Below are 17,421 nucleotides of genomic sequence, written 5' to 3' on the forward strand. Positions count from 1 at the left end.
TTGCTTTGGACCGTAGCTGGTCCGTTTCAGTCAAAAATGGACGGCCCCGCTGCCGGGGCCGTCGATTCGCGGCTGTTTATCAGAGGCCGGTCGAGACGTCGATGCTGTTCCCAGCCTCCAGCGTCACATAGGCCTTCTTGACGTCCGAGCGCACGCCCGGGCGACCGCGGAAACGCTTGGTCTTGCCCTTGGTGATGGTCGTGTTCACGGCCTTCACCTTGACGTTGAACAGGGCCTCGACGGCCTGCTTGATCGCCGGCTTGTTCGAATCCTTGGCCACTTGGAAGACATAGGCGTTGGCATCAGCCACCAGCGTCGCCTTCTCGGTGATCAGCGGCTTCACGATCACGTCGTAATGTTCGGGTTTCACGCTCATTTCAGGCGAGCCTCCAGAGCTTCGACACCGGCGCGCGTCAGCACGAGCGTGTCGCGACGCAGGATGTCATAGACGTTGGCACCGATCGAGGGCAGCACATCGACGCCTTCGAGGTTGCGGGCGGCGCGGGCGAAGTTTTCGTTCACTTCGGCACCGTCGATCACCAGCACGCGCTTCCAGCCGTTTTCCTTGACCGCCTTGGCGACGGCCGAGGTCTTGGCTTCGGCAATGTTCAGGCTGTCCACGATGACCAGCTCACCCGCCGCGACTTTCGCCGACAGCGCGTGTTTCAGGCCAAGCGCGCGGACCTTCTTCGGCAGGTCGAAGGCGTGCGAGCGCGGGGTCGGGCCCTTGTAGACGCCGCCGTGACGGAAGGTCGGCGCCTTGCGGGAACCGTGGCGGGCGCCGCCGGTGCCTTTCTGGCGATAGATCTTCTTGGTCGAATAGCTGACGTCCGACTTGCCCAGCACCGAATGGGTGCCGGCTTGGGCTTTCGCACGCTGCCAGCGCACCACGCGGTGCAGCAGGTCGGCGCGGGGCTCCAGACCAAAGATGTCGTCGCTCAGGTCGATGTCGCCGGCCTTGCCGGAATCGAGCGAGATCACATCGAGTTTCATTTGCTCTCTCCTTCGGGCGCAGCATCGTCGGCGGACTTGTCCGCTTCGATCGAGGCCTGGGCTTCGGCCAGAGCAGCCTCTTGCGCGGCGGCTTCGGCTTCAGCGGCGGCCTTGCGGGCGGCTTCTTCCTCGGCGGCAGCGGCAGCGGCGGCTTCTTCGGCCAGACGCGCGGCTTCCTTGGCCTTCGAGCGGGTCGCGGCGGGGAAGATCGTGGTTTCGGCCAGCGGCTTCTTCACGGCGTCCTTGATGGTGACCCAGCCACCTTTCGAGCCCGGAACCGAGCCCTTGACCATGATCAGGCCGCGGTCGGCATCGGTGCGCACGACTTGCAGGTTCTGCGTGGTGACGCGAACGGCACCCAGGTGACCCGCCATCTTCTTGCCCTTGAACACCTTGCCGGGGTCCTGGCACTGGCCGGTCGAACCATGCGAGCGGTGGCTGATCGACACGCCGTGCGAGGCGCGCAGACCACCGAAGTTGTGGCGCTTCATCGCACCGGCAAAGCCCTTGCCGATCGAGGTGCCGGCGATGTCGACATACTGACCCGCGAAGTAGTGGTCGGCGATGATCTCCTCGCCCACTTCCACCAGGTTTTCCTCGGCGACGCGGAATTCCGCGATCTTGCGCTTGGGCGCGACATTCGCCTTGGCGAAGTGACCGCGCAGCGCGGCGGTCGTGCGCTTGGCTTTCGCCTCGCCCGCGCCGAGCTGCAGCGCCACGTAACCGTCTTTGTCGGTCGTGCGCTGAGCGATGACCTGCACGTTGTCCACGTGCAGGACGGTCACGGGCACCTGACGCCCGTCTTCCAGGAACAGCCGGGTCATGCCCAGCTTCTTGGCGATAACACCAGTCCGAAGCATGATGACCCCCTTAAACCTTGATCTCGACATCCACGCCGGCGGCGAGGTCGAGCTTCATCAGGGCGTCAACGGTCTGCGGGGTCGGGTCGACGATGTCGAGCAGACGCTTGTGGGTGCGGATTTCCCACTGGTCGCGCGATTTCTTGTCGATATGCGGGCCGCGCAGAACGGTGAATTTCTCGATCTTGTTCGGCAGCGGGATCGGACCACGAACCGTAGCGCCGGTGCGCTTGGCGGTGTTCACGATTTCCTGCGTGCTGGCATCCAGGACGCGATAGTCGAACGCCTTCAGCCGGATGCGGATATTCTGGCTTTGCATAGACTTCCCTCTTGCGGGGAGTTCCAGTCGAGAGGCTGACAGCGCACCATGCCCCGCCAGCGTCGGACCGTATAAAACAACAGCAGGCCGCCTTGGCGGCGGCCCTGCCCGATGGCCGCCGATTCTCGAGAAACCGGCAGCGATGCGGTCCTATGCCGGAAAAGCGGGGTGGCGTCAAGCAATGTGTTCTGCTTGCCGGCCGGGTATGGGCCGGCTACCTCCGAGAGCAATACTTCGCCCCTTAATTCAAGCGCAAGAATCATGTCAATCGCCCCGTTCCACCTCATCAGACGTTACCCGGGCTTGCTGCGGACCGCCCGCGCTGCACGTGACCTCGTTCGCCTGGACTGCCCCCACCGAGTGGTCCGGGTTGATTGTTAGTGCATCGTCGGCCGCTGGTCTATTGGGATGACGGCTTCCGGTGCGGGTGGGCGGTATCCCAGGGAGCTGTGCGGCCTGACAGTGTTGTAGTGGCTGCGCCATCGCTCGATGAGGATCTGGGCCTCCCTGAGCGAATAGAAGACTTCTGCATCCAGGAGTTCGTCGCGGAATCGAGCGTTGAAGCTCTCGCAATACCCGTTCTCCCAGGGTGAACCCGGCTCGATGAACGCGGTCTTGGCACCAACTGCGCCGATCCAGCCCTGCACCTTCTTGGCAATGAATGCCGCGCCATTGTCGGACCTTATGAACGCAGGCGGGCCACGCAAGATGAACAGATCCGTCAGGGCGTCGATTACGTCGGTGGAATTGAGCCTGCGGTTTACACGGATCACCAGCGCCTCCTTCGTGAATTCGTCGATGATATTGAGCGTCCGAAACAGCCGTCCGTCATGTGTCCGGTCCTGAACGAAATCATAGGACCAGACGTGGTTCGGGTGCTCCGGCCGGAGACGGACGCAGGACCCGTCGTTCAACCAGAGCCGACCCTTCTTTGCCTGCTTTTGCGGGACCTTCAGCCCTTCACGCCGCCATATCCGTTCCACGCGTTTATGATTTACATGCCAACCGGCGTTGTTCAGCAATCCGGTGATCATCCGATAGCCATATCGCCCGTAGGTGCGAGCGAGCGTGATGATGTCTTCCGTCCGCCGTTCTTCGTCCGGGGCGCCGCAAGGAACCTTGCGCTGCGTCGAGCGGTGCTGCCCGAGGATGCGGCAGGCGCGGCGCTCGGATATGCCGAGCGCCTGCCGCACATGGTCAATGCACTGACGACGGCGCGAAGGGCTTAGAAGTTTCCCCGTGCAGCCTCGCTCAGGATCATCTTGTCCAAGGTCAGATCTGACACCGCGCGCCGCAACCGCTGGTTCTCCGCCTCAAGCTCCTTGAGACGCTTCAGCTGATCCCGGTTCATGCCGCCATACTGCTTGCGCCAGCGATAATACGTCGGCTCGGTCACGCCGATCTGCCGCACCGCGTCGGAAATTGCCATTCCCTGTCCATGAAGCACTTCAATCTGTCGAAGCTTCAGAACGATGTCTTCCGGTTTGTCTCGCTTGCCTGCCATCTGATGGTCCTCCTGAACAGGATATTTCTATCCCAGTGGGTGGACCACTTCAGTGGGGGCACTCCAGGGGCACTCCACGCCTTCGGTTCATGGACTGCCTGGCCCAAGATGGCGCGACCGGGATCGAGGGGATAGTTTTCGATGATAAAACTCCGGACGATATGCTGGATCGGTCGAAGTTCCTTCGGGGCTCGGCTTGCTGACAGCCAGTGGTAAAAGACCCCCAGATCGGCGGCATGCTGGAAGCCGCCTTTGCGGATCACATCGCCTTTCAAACCCTCAAGACGGAGTCTCAGCGCTGCCGGGCCGTCCTTGATTGCTGCAAAACCGGATCCCCCCGCTCGATGCAGCATGTCCTCGGTCAGATCTACGGCACGGACCGAAGGGCCAAACTCAATGCGGGAACCCAGCATCTCGGAGAGGCGAGAAACAACATGCAGCGGGAATGCGTCCAGCCAAAAGCCAGGCCGGGTACCATCGAGCCGCCGCCTCAGGTACGCCTCCAGCGGGGTCGAAAAGGCACCGTCGCTTGCCTCATCAACCAGTGTTCTATGCCGTTCGATGCAGCGAACGACATCGTAGTTGTCGATCGTGTACTTTTCGTGTGGCAACGAGGTCAGCCAGATCCCGTGCCGCTCGCAAGTTCTGATTGAGACAAGCTGCCAGTCGGCTGAACGAAACGCGCCGGAGATGCCGTGCCGACGCAGACCTTCCGCGACACACTCGATGCAGATCTTTGTACGCGACCTGTGAATGGTTGCGATCGTCCCCGTTTCCCTGCCAATCCGGAAGCACGAGGGGCCGGCCGTCCGCAGAGCGTAGCGCTGAAGCTCACGACGATCTGCTCCCGCAAGTGCCGCAAGTTTGTCGATCTCAACCGCTGAACCCCTGATGACAGCCTTCCAGTCGAGACCGATATCGAGGCAGAAGTCACTGGCTGTAGGGCACAGGTTGAGTACAGCGAGGCGCGACACGAATGAAGTGGGTGTCTCCCGAAGCATCGGCACATGCGTCAGGGCCAGTTTTCTGCCGCTCATGTATCTTCCCCATCATCAAGAAGGCGCCGAACATCAATCCTTTCAAAATCGTCGGCAACGAAGACGTTGAGGCCGTCCACGCAGCCGGTTCGCTTGCGGAACATCGACGTGAAATGCCCTCGTGAGAGCCCCTCGTCGCCTGCGTTCATGGCTTCTTCCAACGACGCGATGATCATCTCGATCATCAGGCCGAACTCGCGATCCGCCGCATGGGCGAGCCGCGCAGCGATGTCCGGATTAAGGATGTGGGCAGAAACAGCGATCCCGGCAGCTTCCGCATAGCGATTGATGGCCTTTAGGATGCGGTCGCTGTCCAGGAGGATATTCAGCCGGGCGAACTCGATCGGATAGACCCGCCGCGCCAGTTGCGGATCGTGATTGATCAGCGTTTTCAGTTCGGCGGTGCCGGTTAGGATCAGCCCCACCGGCCAGGATTTGTGCTGCAGAAGGGATTTCAGCGTGCTGACGACAGCGTTGAGCTCCCTGGGCGTCTGGTGACGCATGAGATGCCGTAACGGGGCCTGCGTCGCGACCCGCCCGTTACCGTTGCAAGATTGAGGGCAAGCTGGCGCCATTCCCGTATCGGATCTACATGGAGGACTGCGGGATGAAGCTGTTTGTCGGGCTGGATGTGTCGCTGGAGAAGACCGCGATCTGCGTGATCAGCGAGCATGGGAAGATCGTGAAGGAGGCGCAGGTGGCCAGCGAGCCCAAAGCGCTGTCGTGCTGGATCTGCGACCAGGACGGCGCAATTGCCGCCGTCGGGCTTGAGGCTGGCCCCTTGTCGCAGTGGCTGCATCGCGGGTTGTCAGATGCGGGACTACCTGTCGTTCTAGGTGGTGTTGACAAAAGGGATTCACAGGGTGGCCTGATCGTGATTCAAGCTGGTACCTGCAATGGAGACCAGCTTGGCACGAGACCTGATGTCGGACGAGGAATGGGCGTTTCATGAGCGCTTCATTCTGGCCGTGCGCGCCCCGAACGGGCGCAAGCCCGCAAATCACCGCCTTGTTCTTGATGGGATTTTCTGGATCGCGCGGACCGGCTCTCCTTGGCGCGACCTCCCAGAAGAGTTCGGGAAGTGGTCCAGTGTCTACCGCCAGTTCCGGCGCTGGACCCTGGCGGGGTTGTGGGAGCAGATCCTCGAAGCGCTGAACGAAAGTCGGATCGTGCCGGATGCGCTCCAGATGATCGACAGCACCGTGATCCGCGCCCATCATCAGGCAGCGGGCGCAAAAGGGGGACTCCAAGACAGGGTTTTGGCCGTTCAAGAGGTGGTTTCACGACCAAGGTCCACCTGCGCGTCAATGCTGCCGGGCTGCCAATGAGGTCGGACATCACGCCGGGCCAGACATCGGACTACCTGGGCTTTGATCTGGTCATGGACGACAACCTGCCGGAGCCTTGCATCCTGCTGGCCGATCGCGGCTATGACTCCGACAAGGTTCGCAAAACCATGGAGGCGCGTAGCATCCTGCCGGTGGTCCCGATGCGCAAGTCTCGCAGGCTCCGTGTCGCTGTCGATCGCAGGCTCTACCGGCTGCGGAACCTTGTCGAGCGGTGCTTCAACAAGCTCAAGAACGCTCGCCGTGTCGCCACCCGCTACGACAAGACCGCCGAAAGCTTCCTTGGCTTCATCGATATCACGTCGATCCGCCTCTGGCTCCGCCATTTGTCAACATGACCTAACAGAGCTTGGGTGCCTTGCTGAAACACTTGTGATCCTGCGCCACCGACTGTGGGAGTAGACCCAGGAGCACTTGTCAAAAAACTTTAACCGACTTGTAGCCGATCTGACATCTCTACGTGGAACACGCTCCTTCGAAAAAGGAGCGCGCATGTCGCAACAATCCATCGACCTCCGAGGCATACGCAAAAGCTTCGGAGCCACGCAGGTTCTGACGGATATCGACCTTTCGGTGAAGGAGGGTGAGTTCCTCTCTCTGGTCGGAATGTCCGGCTGCGGGAAATCGACGCTGCTGCGCGTCATTGCCGGTCTTGAAGCGCCCGACCATGGCTTGGTCTTCATTGGCGCCGAGGATGTGACCTCACGCGATCCGTCCGACCGAAACCTTGCGATGGTGTTCCAGTCCTACGCGCTCTATCCGCATATGAGCGTCCGTCAGAACATTGCGACGCCCTTGCGGATGCGGCTTCTGACATTGCCCGCCCGGCTGCCGCTGTTGGGCCGGCTGCTGGCGCCGAAGGCGGTGATGGCCCAGATCGACGCGGCCGTCGCAAAGGCTGCCGAGACGCTTCAGATCACCCATCTTCTGGACCGCAAACCGGGGCAGCTGTCGGGCGGGCAGCGGCAACGGGTCGCGCTGGCGCGGGCGCTGGTCCGCCAGCCGGCGGCATTTCTGATGGACGAGCCGCTGTCGAACCTCGACGCGAAGCTGCGGGCGCATATGCGGGATGAGCTGGCGGCCCTGCATCGCCGCCTTGGGGCGACCTTCGTCTATGTCACCCACGACCAGACCGAGGCCATGACGATGTCGGACCGCATCGCGCTGATGATCGACGGAAGGATCGAGCAGCTAGGCACTCCCGACGATCTTTACCAGCGACCGGCGACCCTGGCGGTGGCGCGGTTCATCGGCTCGCCCGGCATCAACCTGCTGCCGGCCGAGGCAGATGCCGAGGGCCGCGTTAACATCGCGGGACAGGCGACGGGCATCCGAGCGCGGCCGGGCCCCCTGACCGTCGGCATCCGCCCCGAGGACCTGCAGGCCGGGGACGAGGGACTGGCCGCCGAGGTCCTCCGCGTCGAGACGCACGGCCCCGACCGTTTCCTGACCTGTGCGCTGCAGTTTGATCACGCAACCCTCGTGTTGCGACAGGGCGCCAGCGCCCGGCCGGCGCGGGGCGACATGCTGCGGCTGAGCATCCCGCCCGAGCGGGCGCATCTGTTCGCGGCGGACGGGCAGCGGCTGTCCGCATGGGCTGCCGGCCAGGTGGCCGCATGACCGACGCCGTCCTGCCCGCCGCCGCACCCGCCCACCGTGCCATCGCCCTGCCGCGGGGTCTGTTCTTTGTCGCGCCCGCGGTGCTTCTGATGCTGGCGATCTATATCCTGCCGGTCCTCGTGCTGACCGGATTTTCCATCACCGATTACCGGCTTGGCGCACTGGAGTGGCGGTTCGTGGGTCTCGGTAATTTCCGGGCCGCCTTTCAGGACCCGGTGTTTACCCGCGCGCTGGCGAACACCGCCCTTTATGCCGTCTTGGTGATCCCCGCCGGAGTCTTCCTCGCCTTGGGCATCGCGCTGCTGGTGCATGGGCGCCGGCGGTCCCGCGCGCTGTGGGAGACGGCATATTTCCTGCCCGTCACCGCGACGCTGGTCGCGATGGCCACGGTCTGGCAGTTCCTGCTGCACCCGACCCTGGGGCCCGTCAACGCGGCGATCACCTGGGCGGGTTTCGATCCGGTGTCTTTCCTCGGCAATCCGGCGCTGCTGATCCCGACGCTGGCGCTGATCGGCATCTGGCAAGTGCTTGGCTTCAACATGGTGCTGTTCCTCGCGGGGCTGACCGCTATCCCGAACGACCTGATCGACGCTGCGCGCATGGACGGGGCCCGCAGCCCCATCGACCGATTTCTGACAGTCACCTGGCCGATGCTGGGCCCGACGACGATGTTCGTGATCGTCACAACATCGATCTCGGCCTTCAAAGTTTTCGAGACCGTGGCCGTGTTGACCAAGGGCCGCTCGGGGTCTGAAACGCTGCTCTATGCGCTTTATCTTGAGGGGTTTGAGTATTCGAACACGGGCTACGCTGCCGCGCTGACGCTGATCTTTCTGGCAATCGTGCTGGTCCTGTCGATCGGCCAGACCATGCGCATGGACCGGAAGGTGCATTACTGATGCGGCGGTTTTTTCCCCACCTGGTCTTGGGACTTGGCGCGGCGCTGATGCTGCTGCCCTTCTACTGGATGATCCTGACTTCGATCCGCGCGCCGGCCGAAATCTTTGATGTCTCTCTCTGGCCAATCCCGCGCGAGTTCAGCGCAGTGCAGAACTACAGTCAGGCCGCCAGCACGGTGCCAATGGCGCGGTTCATGCTGAATGGCTTGATCGTCTGCGGTGGCATTTTGATCGTGCAGGTCCTGACGGCGGTGCCGGCTGCCTATGCCCTGGCCAAGCTGCGCTTTCCTGGCCGGCGTCTTCTGATGGCGCTGGTCATCGGCGCGCTGTGCATCCCGATGCAGGCCCTAGCGCTGCCACTGTTCGTCGGCCTCGCCCGCACCAATCTTCTGAACACCTACTTCGCGCAGATGATGCCGTTCTTCCTGTCGGTCTTTGCGATCTTCCTGTTCCGCCAATCGTTCCGTTCCTACCCCGACGAGATCATCGAGGCTGCCCGCATGGACGGCTTTTCCGAGATGGAGATCTGCTGGTGCCTTGTGCTGCGTGGCTCGCTGCCCTCGTTGGCGGCCTTCTCGGTCTTCTCGGTCGTGGCGCATTGGAACGACCTCTACTGGCCGCTGATCGTCGTCTCGGACATGGCGATCGCCCCGCCGCCCCTGGGAATGCTGTTCTTCTCGGATGTCGAATCCGGCGCGAATTACGGCGCCTTGATGGCGGGCGCGGCCATGATCACCGCCCCGATGATCGTCTGCTTCCTGCTGGCTAGGCGCAGCTTCATCGCGGGCATCACCATGACCGGGGTCAAATAGGGCCCCCGACCCGGAGAGCAAAGATGACTTTATCCCGCCGTTTCACCCTGGGCGCCGCCGTCTGCGCGCTGGCGCTGCCAAGCCTCGCCCAGGCCCAGCAGGTCACGCTGGACGTGCTTTACAACCTGCCCGGCTTCACGCGCTTCCACCAGCCGCTGGCCGATGCGTTCATGGAAAACAACCCTGACGTGACCATCAACTTCCTGGCCCCCGCCGTCGGCTATAACGAGGGCCAGCAGCAGATCCTGCGCTCGGCCGTGACCGGCAACCTGCCGGATGTCTACTTCTCGGGTTACAACCTGACGGCGGAGCTGGTCGAGGCGCTGGCCCCGCGCGATCAGATCGTCGATCTGGCCCCCTTCATCGAGGCCGAGGGCGGGCAGACCTTCCTCGACGAGAACTTCGCACCCAGTATGCTGGCGCTTGGCGTGGTGGACGGCAAGCAATACGGGCTGCCGGTCAACGCCTCATCGCCCATCATGTATGTGAACGCCGATCTGGTGCGCGCCGCGGGCGGCGATCCCGAAAACATGCCGACCACCTTCCCCGAGCTGATCGAGTTGGCCAAGACCATCCACGAGGCCGATCCCCGCGTCGCCGGCATGTCCTATGACATTGCGGGCTGGCCCGATGACTGGCTGTGGCAGGCGATGGTCTACCAGCAGGGCGGCAAGCTGATCGACACCGAGACGAATCAGGTCGCCTTTGACAACGAGATCGGCCTGAACGGGCTGACGATGATCCGCCAGATGGCGGCCGAGGCCGGCGCGCCGACCTTTGACTGGGATCAGGCCCGCCAGCAGTTCGGCGCCGGCATGACGGGCTTCCTGTTCTCGACCCCCGCCCATGTCCAGACCATCGAGGGTCTGGTCGGCGACCGCTTCGAGCTGATCACGACCACCTTCCCGCTGGACGATCCCGAAAACGGCGGCGTGCCGACCGGCGGCAACTCGGCCGTGATGCTGACGCAGGACGAGGCCAAGCAGCAGGCGGCGTGGGACTACATCAAATGGGTGACCGGCCCCGAGGCGCAGGACATCATCGTGCGCATCACCGGCTATCTGCCCACCAACAAACGCGCCACGGGCGAGGATTACCTCGCGCCCTATTACGCCGAGCATCCGAATGTCGCGACAGCCGCGCGCCAGGCCGACCGCTCGCTGCCCTGGGCTGGCTATCCGGGCGGCGACTCGGTCCGCGTCTGGCGCACGCAGCGAGACATCATCGGCACCGTCATGCGCGGCGAGGTCTCGCCCGAGGACGGGCTGGCCCAGATGGTCGAGCAGACGAATGCGCTGATGCAGTAAGGCGCGTTCGCGCCGTCACGGATGCGGGGCGCGCTGCCCCGCATCTTTTCTTTCGCAGGGACCACCATGAAGATCATCCAGCTGACTGACACGCATCTGATGCCGCCGGGCATCCCCGCCAATGGCGTCGATCCCGAGGCGCGGCTGCGCGCGGCGATGGCCGACATCCTGGGGCGGCACGCCGACGCGGACCTTCTGGTGATCACCGGAGATCTCTGCAATCACGGCGATGCCGAAGCCTATGCGCTTCTGCGCGAGATCCTTGCGCCTGCGCCCTTTCCGGTGCGGCTTCTGCTGGGCAATCACGACCGCCGCCCCGAATTCGTCGCCGCCTTCCCCGATCACCCGCGCGACGCGAACGGTTACATCCAGTCCGTCCTTGATACCGATTCCGGCCGGCTCCTGTTCCTGGACACGCACGAGGCCGGGGTGATCGGCGGCATCTACGGCGCCGATCGCCTTGCCTGGCTGGACGCGGCGCTGGCCGAAGCGGGTCCGGCGCCCGTGACGGTCTTCGTCCACCATCCCCCCGTCGCGGACGGCATCCGCCATTTCCGCGACATCAGCCTGCATGACGACGGCGCCCTTCTGGCGCGCCTTGTCGCCCATTCGGCTGGGGTGCGCCACATCGTCTTCGGCCATATCCACATGCCCCTGTCGGGCACCAGCCCCGAGGGAATCCCCTACAGTTCCGGCCAGTCCTGCACGCATCGCTTCATCACCGATCTCACCCTGCCAGACCCTTGGTGGACCGACGGCAACCCCACCTATCGCATCCTGTTGATCGACGAACTCGGCTTCCGGGCGTTCACGGTCGAGGTCGGACAAGTCCCGACAGTCCGCGCTCCTATCTGCGAGGGACCGTGAGACATGGTCAACGGGGATAGAATCAGGCGCCTGTGGGCGATCACGATCTACGCGTCGGGGTTAAGCTGTCGATTGCCGTGGTGGCCTTCACGCCGGTGTCGCTACGGGCGGTCGTAGTCTGGACGCGGCAAGCGAGAACATTCGGCAGTTGCTCCAGACAAGCGGTGGTTTCAGGTCTTTAATCTAACGATCGCAGCATGCGGTCGCATGTGATATTCGCAGCTGGCATGACCTTGATGCTCCGTGCCGAGGTAACCGGACATGGCCCGATGGTCCACGCTGCGACCTGCACCAATGTCTGGTCTGGGAAAGCCGCACCGCGGCGTTGCTGCTCTCCCGACCGACCGCAAAGGGCCGAGGACGCGGGTCGGAGCCTGCCGCGCCTCCGTGCCGTCGCCGTGAGCGGTTGATCGACGTGGGGAGCCAAAGCTGACGTTTATCAATCAATCGTATTAGCGCATAGCTCGACCGTTCGAGACATGCGCTCCATTGGCAAGGCGCCGCCCTGTAAGCCGGCGCCTCAATCCGTTCGCGCCTATGAACCCACGGCATCCTCTTCCACGGGAATGTAAAGATCGCCTCCGTCGCGATACCGTTTCGCCATCTCGACCATCCCCGCCTGCGCCCGCGCCTCTTCTCGGATGTCGTGGCTGATCTTCATGGAGCAGAACTTCGGCCCACACATCGAACAGAAATGCGCGACTTTGTGCGCCTCCTTCGGCAGGGTCTGGTCATGGAAAGACCGTGCGGTATCCGGGTCCAGCGAAAGGTTGAACTGGTCCTCCCACCGGAACTCAAAGCGGGCCCGTGACAACGCGTCGTCGCGGATCTTCGCCGCGGGATGCCCTTTGGCAAGGTCGGCGGCGTGCGCCGCGATTTTGTAGGTGATGACCCCGGTTTTCACGTCGTCACGGTCCGGCAGACCCAGATGTTCCTTTGGGGTCACGTAGCAAAGCATCGCGGTGCCGAACCAGCCGATCATAGCGGCCCCAATGCCGGAGGTGATGTGATCGTAACCCGGCGCGATGTCGGTTGTCAGCGGCCCAAGCGTATAGAAAGGCGCTTCGCCGCACACCTCCAGTTGCTTGTCCATGTTCTCCTTGATCTTATGCATGGGCACGTGGCCCGGGCCTTCGATCATGACTTGGCAATCGTGCTTCCAGGCGATCTGGGTCAACTCGCCCAGCGTCTCCAGCTCCGCGAATTGCGCCGCATCGTTGGCATCGGCGATGCAGCCTGGCCGCAGCCCGTCCCCGAGGCTGAACGTTACGTCATACGCCCGCGCAATCTCGCAGATTTCCTCGAAGTGCTCGTAAAGAAAGCTCTCGCGGTGATGGTGCAGGCACCATTTGGCCATGATTGAGCCGCCACGACTGACGATCCCCGTCACGCGGTTCACCGTCAGCGGAATGTGCCGGAGCAGCACCCCCGCATGGATGGTGAAGTAGTCCACTCCTTGCTCGGACTGCTCGATCAGCGTGTCGCGAAAGATTTCCCATGTCAGGTCCTCAACCACGCCGCTGACCTTTTCAAGAGCCTGATAGATCGGCACGGTTCCGATCGGAACTGGCGCGTTGCGGACGATCCATTCGCGAATATTGTGGATGTTACGGCCCGTCGAGAGGTCCATCACGGTGTCGGCCCCCCAGCGGATGGCCCAGACCATCTTCTCCACCTCTTCCGCCATCGAGGAGGTGACGGCCGAGTTGCCGATGTTGGCGTTGATCTTTACGAGAAAGTTCCGGCCGATGATCATCGGCTCCAGTTCCGAGTGGTTAATGTTGGCAGGAATGACCGCACGGCCGCGGGCCACTTCGTCACGGACGAACTCCGGGGTCACGTAATCGGGCACCGAGGCACCATACATCTCGCCGTCACGGGCCATCTTCTCTCGGATAGCCTTGCGGCCGAGGTTCTCGCGGATCGCGACAAACTCCATCTCCGGCGTCACGATACCCGCCCGGGCGTAGGCGATCTGTGTGACGGCCTTGCCCTCCTTCGCACGCATCGGTCGATGCGGCGCCGGGAACACGGGAGTCAGCCCATCTGGTGAAACGAACCCGTTATCCGCAGGTTGAACCGGGCGGCCTTCATAGGCCTCGGTATCCCTGCGCGACGCAACCCAGCCTTCCCGAAGACGTGACAAGCCGCGCTCGATGGCAATCTCCGCCCCCGGATCAGTGTAAGGGCCGGAGCAGTCGTAGACGGTCACCGGCGGCTCGGCTGCACTCGGATGCAATGCGATCTCGCGCATTGGCACCCGCATGTCGGGATAAAGAACACCCGGCCTGAACGCCTTGGTCGAAGCGGGCAGCGGTCCAGTGGTAACGGTGAGGGTGGGGTGGGATGTCATGTCAGGCTCCTGGCTTTGTAAAGCATCGGAGACCCAGCACGAACTGGAAGGGGGAATGAGTGCTGCCAACGCGTGACCGAAGCCGGCCACCAGAGCACCCGCACCGTCCCTACGCCAGTGTGAACTGGATCAGGTTCATAGGGTCCCTGCGCTGCCTCGCGGCCTAGCAGTATCTCAGCTCCTTGTCGGAACACCCCTGGTGGAGACGCGAAATTGCCGGCTGCGCGGATCAATGTCAACGGCCGACCAAAAGGTTGCGGCGCTTGCAGACGCAGCCCCGGCCTGCCAATGGCTAACCTTGTGTGCGCCACATCGCGACTGCAAGCCTTCACGACCGAATTGATCAGGGCAGTGTAACGCAACGCTGAATGTCCGGATTGTCCCGTAATAGCAGCCTGTAATTCGTCAATCTCGCTGCACCGAGCGCGAATGTCCGGTCTGGGGATGCCGCAAGGCAGCGCCCGACAGGGGCCGTCTGGCAGCTAAGGGCCGGGCGTGCCATGTCGCTCTGCCAGGATGGTCACACGGCCTGCCGCACCGCCGCATGACCGCATCGAGCCCGTAGCGGACAGTCATCGACCAGTCGCTGGACTTCGCCCTGACACTGCGGTCAAGCGACCTGAGCGCGTATCCAGCTCAGCAGCAGGTCGGTCGCGGGGGTCATGCGGCGATCCTCGGGGATGGTCAGCCAGTAGCCGCCCAACGTGACTGAAGCAGGAAAGGGCCTTACAAGCCGTCCTGCAGCCTGGTCGCGTTCGAACATCGGCAGCGGCAAGAGCGCGATGCCCAGACCTTCGGCCGCGATATCCGCCATTGCCACCGAACTGTCGAGCACCGGGCCGGTCAGCGGCGGACAGGTCTCGCCAGCTTCTGCAAACCACTTCGGCCACTCATCGGCGCGATAGCTGCGCAGCAGGGTGTGTCGCCGCAGGTCTGATGGCGAGCGCAGATCCAGATGCGGGGCGCAGAGCGGCCCCATTGGAGCATCAAGGATGTGATGCGCCTCGAGCCCCGGCCAGCGACCGGAGCCGAAACGGATCGCGGCATCCAATCCCTCCCGCACAATCTCGACACGGTTGTTGTTGGTGGACAAACGCAAGGTGATTTCAGGATGGTCGCGGCGCAAATTTTTGAGTCGGGGGATCAGCCAGCCAGTCGCAAAAGTTGTCACTACGCCGAGGCTCAGCACCTCGGCCCGTTGCCCGCCCGTCACACGGTCCAGCATGCGGGCAATATCGTTCAGACCGCGCTCCATCACCGGAAACAGCTCTTTTCCGGCATCGGTCATCACCAGCCCGTTCGGCGTGCGGCGAAACAACGTGGCGCCTAAAGTATCTTCCAGCCGCGCGATCTGGTGACTGACGGCAGCCTGCGTCACGCGCAACTCTATCGCGGCGCGTGTAAAGCTGCCCTGACGGGCGGCGACCTCAAAGGTGCGAAGGGCGTTTAAGGGGATGTCGGGACGGTCAGGCATGAGTTGATCTTATGTGCAGTCCAATGCTTTGTCGTCTCCCTTATGCGAAAAGATCTGAATATCCGGGATGCAGATCATTTCGGAGCTGACATGAAACATGTTCCCACCTGCCTCGTTCTCCTGACGACAACCTTCTCTGCGCCTGCGCCTGCGCTTGCACAGGACAGTCAGCAGCACTTCGAAGACATCGCGAGTGCGGCATTTGAAAGCGCGATCAGGGAATACGATATTCCTGGTCTGATCGTGGGCGTGACCCGCGACGGCAAGCACAGCTTCTATCAGACCGGGCTGGCATCGAGAGAAGATCAGCGGCCTGTAACGCCCGACACCCTTTTCGAACTCGGTTCCATCAGCAAAATCTTCAATGTGACCTTGGCCGCCATCGTCGAAGGGCTCGGCAGGCTGTCACTCGATTCCCCGCTCGCGACCTATCTGCCAACCCTGAAGGGGACCTCGGCCGGAGGGCTGCGTCTAATGGATCTTGCGACACATCATTCCGGCGGATTGCCTGTGCAGGTGCCGGATGAGGTGGAGAATGTCGATCAACTGATCGACTGGCTCGCGGGCTGGCAACCACCGGAGCCGGGCGCGCGCAGCTACTCCAATATCAGCATTGGCCTCTTGGGGCATATTACCGCAGACGCGATGGGTATGAGCTATGCTGATGCCCTGCAAACGGAGATCTTTCCCGCGCTCGGGCTGTCCAACACATGGATCGATGTTCCGGCCAGTGCGGCGGGAGACTATGCCTTCGGTTATGACCGCAAGACGAACGCACCGATCCGCGTCACAGCCGGTGTGCTTGATGACGAGGCCTATGGTGTGAAATCGTCAGCGCGCGACATGCTGAAGCTGCTCGATGTCGCGCTTGGGAATGGCGAAGCCAGTGCAGAAATCCGCGAGGCAGTGTCCCGCACGCAGCAGGGGCAGTTCCAAACCCGGCTGTTCACCCAAGCCATGATCTGGGAGGCTTATCCCTGGCCAGCCGACGCAGAACATCTGGTCGAAGGGAACGGCTATGGCTTCATCTTCAACCCGCAGCAGATGACTGGAGTTAAAGGGCTGGCCCCCGAGGATGTCATCCTGAACAAGACCGGCGCCACAAACGGCTTTGGTGGTTACATCGTCATGCTGCCTGCTGAGGATCTGGGCGTCGTGGTTCTTGCGAACCGCAACTATCCCAATGAGGCCCGGGTGCGCGCGACCTACGATCTGATCACGCACATTCTGGCCGATTGAGACAATGGCTGGAGCGACTTCGGCGCGGCAGAAAGGGCTCGCCGAAGGTCTGCTTCGTCCGCAGTGCGGACCTCAGACACTAAAGAAATCGAGCACCCGCAGCGAATGGCCGGTCTGGAGAAGCTGCAACGCGGCGCTCGGCGTCGGGATGAAGGTCCGCTTTGGGCCGAACTGTCCGGCGACTCGAGGGATTGCTTGCTGCCGTAGCGACCAGCCCTATCCTGCGAAGCTGCAATGAACTCTGCTCGATCTGCTTTCGCATTCGAGAGCCTCTGATTGCTTCTTCCCATGCCGCTGACTCGAAAATCAAAGCTGGGAGGATAGTAGACTGCTGTCTCAGGTAATTGCTGTAGTGCAGGGTGCCGACTGCAACACTTCCAAACTACGTCAGCCTTGCTGCCGCAAAGGAAGAATTGTGGCCACTTGAGGAAGACTTCAGTGGCAATCAACACACCGGGTGGCAATAATCACAAAGATTTTCCGCTTGCGCGGAAAATTTCCGAACAATATCAACTACAGGCCGAGTGGATCGACAGTTCGTCCTGCCCTTTTTCTCAGATAGCGTTACCTCACCGCGCCCATGAAAAAGCCGGCGCGTGACCAGCTTTGTCAGATCATGGGTTTACGCAACATCGGCGCGTCGAAAGATCATTGTGCTACGTAATCCCAACGGGAGCGGCAGCACGCCATTGGAGATCTGATGGTTGAACTCGTCGTCAGCTGATCGACCTGACCGTTCGATCAGTTCAGTCAGGGAAATATGCACCGCCTGAAACTCCTCAAAAGATTTT

At 62.3% G+C, this 17,421-nt stretch carries 16 protein-coding genes, 2 pseudogenes and 1 riboswitch; of the genes and pseudogenes, 9 read left to right on the forward strand and 9 right to left on the reverse strand.

Features of this window, described 5'->3' with window-relative positions; genetic code table 11:
• Window positions 1-79: 79 nt before the first annotated feature.
• The 7 genes from ASV56_RS06380 to ASV56_RS06410 form a co-directional block, all read right to left on the reverse strand.
• Window positions 80-376, reverse strand: coding sequence for a 50S ribosomal protein L23 (locus ASV56_RS06380; RefSeq protein WP_062561257.1), 297 nt, complete (start codon window positions 374-376; stop codon window positions 80-82).
• Window positions 373-993 (reverse strand): 50S ribosomal protein L4, encoded by a 621-nt coding sequence (gene rplD / locus ASV56_RS06385; protein ID WP_062561258.1) that lies wholly within the window; start codon window positions 991-993, stop codon window positions 373-375. Before rplD ends, ASV56_RS06380 begins: the two co-directional genes overlap by 4 nt.
• Complete coding sequence (gene rplC / locus ASV56_RS06390) at window positions 990-1,853, reverse strand: 50S ribosomal protein L3 (protein ID WP_062561259.1); 864 nt, start codon at window positions 1,851-1,853, stop codon at window positions 990-992. The genes rplD and rplC overlap by 4 nt, the downstream gene beginning before the upstream one ends.
• Before the next feature lie 10 nt (window positions 1,854-1,863).
• Entirely contained in the window at window positions 1,864-2,172 is a 309-nt protein-coding gene (rpsJ, locus tag ASV56_RS06395; RefSeq protein ID WP_042247848.1) for a 30S ribosomal protein S10, read from the reverse strand.
• Window positions 2,173-2,549: 377 nt separating this feature from the next.
• Window positions 2,550-3,676 (reverse strand): IS3 family transposase gene (locus ASV56_RS06400; RefSeq protein ID WP_156429086.1). Its coding sequence is split into 2 segments (ribosomal slippage): window positions 2,550-3,412 and window positions 3,412-3,676, totalling 1,128 coding nucleotides; the frame shifts between segments, so codons are not numbered across the junction.
• The gene (locus ASV56_RS22590; protein ID WP_082724744.1) at window positions 3,637-4,713 is read right to left on the reverse strand and encodes a TniQ family protein; all 1,077 of its coding nucleotides are present in this window, start codon (window positions 4,711-4,713) and stop codon (window positions 3,637-3,639) included. The genes ASV56_RS06400 and ASV56_RS22590 overlap by 40 nt, the downstream gene beginning before the upstream one ends.
• The gene (locus tag ASV56_RS06410) at window positions 4,710-5,216 is read right to left on the reverse strand and encodes a hypothetical protein (RefSeq protein ID WP_062561261.1); all 507 of its coding nucleotides are present in this window, start codon (window positions 5,214-5,216) and stop codon (window positions 4,710-4,712) included. The genes ASV56_RS22590 and ASV56_RS06410 overlap by 4 nt, the downstream gene beginning before the upstream one ends.
• A 104-nt stretch (window positions 5,217-5,320) precedes the next feature.
• Here ASV56_RS06410 and ASV56_RS23460 point away from each other — a divergent pair.
• The 7 genes and pseudogenes from ASV56_RS23460 to ASV56_RS06445 all read left to right on the forward strand — a co-directional run.
• Window positions 5,321-5,548, forward strand: a pseudogene (locus tag ASV56_RS23460) (IS110 family transposase); the annotation flags it as partial.
• Between the two features lie 88 nt (window positions 5,549-5,636).
• Window positions 5,637-6,397: pseudogene (locus tag ASV56_RS22595) on the forward strand (IS5 family transposase).
• A gap of 154 nt (window positions 6,398-6,551) precedes the next feature.
• The gene (locus tag ASV56_RS06425; protein ID WP_035746430.1) at window positions 6,552-7,679 is read left to right on the forward strand and encodes an ABC transporter ATP-binding protein; all 1,128 of its coding nucleotides are present in this window, start codon (window positions 6,552-6,554) and stop codon (window positions 7,677-7,679) included.
• Window positions 7,676-8,578, forward strand: coding sequence for a carbohydrate ABC transporter permease (locus ASV56_RS06430; protein WP_035746485.1), 903 nt, complete (start codon window positions 7,676-7,678; stop codon window positions 8,576-8,578). Before ASV56_RS06425 ends, ASV56_RS06430 begins: the two co-directional genes overlap by 4 nt.
• Window positions 8,578-9,390, forward strand: coding sequence for a carbohydrate ABC transporter permease (locus tag ASV56_RS06435; RefSeq protein WP_035746429.1), 813 nt, complete (start codon window positions 8,578-8,580; stop codon window positions 9,388-9,390). Before ASV56_RS06430 ends, ASV56_RS06435 begins: the two co-directional genes overlap by 1 nt.
• A gap of 23 nt (window positions 9,391-9,413) precedes the next feature.
• A complete protein-coding gene (locus ASV56_RS06440) occupies window positions 9,414-10,697 on the forward strand; it encodes an ABC transporter substrate-binding protein (protein ID WP_035746428.1) in 1,284 nt (427 codons plus the stop codon).
• A 66-nt stretch (window positions 10,698-10,763) separates the two neighbouring features.
• Complete coding sequence (locus tag ASV56_RS06445; RefSeq protein ID WP_035746484.1) at window positions 10,764-11,564, forward strand: phosphodiesterase; 801 nt, start codon at window positions 10,764-10,766, stop codon at window positions 11,562-11,564.
• Window positions 11,565-12,099: 535 nt separating this feature from the next.
• Here the strand turns inward: ASV56_RS06445 and thiC are convergent.
• Both thiC and ASV56_RS06455 read right to left on the reverse strand, forming a co-directional pair.
• On the reverse strand, window positions 12,100-13,917 hold the full coding sequence (thiC, locus tag ASV56_RS06450; protein ID WP_062561262.1) for a phosphomethylpyrimidine synthase ThiC: 1,818 nt from the start codon (window positions 13,915-13,917) through the stop codon (window positions 12,100-12,102).
• An 88-nt stretch (window positions 13,918-14,005) separates the two neighbouring features.
• Window positions 14,006-14,125, reverse strand: a riboswitch (TPP riboswitch).
• 402 nt (window positions 14,126-14,527) lie between these two features.
• A complete protein-coding gene (locus ASV56_RS06455; protein WP_062561263.1) occupies window positions 14,528-15,391 on the reverse strand; it encodes a LysR family transcriptional regulator in 864 nt (287 codons plus the stop codon).
• 90 nt (window positions 15,392-15,481) lie between these two features.
• Between ASV56_RS06455 and ampC the strand changes: the two genes are divergently transcribed.
• A complete protein-coding gene (gene ampC, locus ASV56_RS06460; protein WP_062561264.1) occupies window positions 15,482-16,630 on the forward strand; it encodes a class C beta-lactamase in 1,149 nt (382 codons plus the stop codon).
• 438 nt (window positions 16,631-17,068) lie between these two features.
• Complete coding sequence (locus ASV56_RS23465) at window positions 17,069-17,230, forward strand: hypothetical protein (protein WP_156429088.1); 162 nt, start codon at window positions 17,069-17,071, stop codon at window positions 17,228-17,230.
• Window positions 17,231-17,421 lie beyond the last annotated feature (191 nt).

Origin of the sequence: Paracoccus aminovorans (genome assembly GCF_001546115.1) — a bacterium.
In the GTDB taxonomy this organism is placed as follows: Bacteria; Pseudomonadota; Alphaproteobacteria; order Rhodobacterales; family Rhodobacteraceae; genus Paracoccus; species Paracoccus aminovorans_B.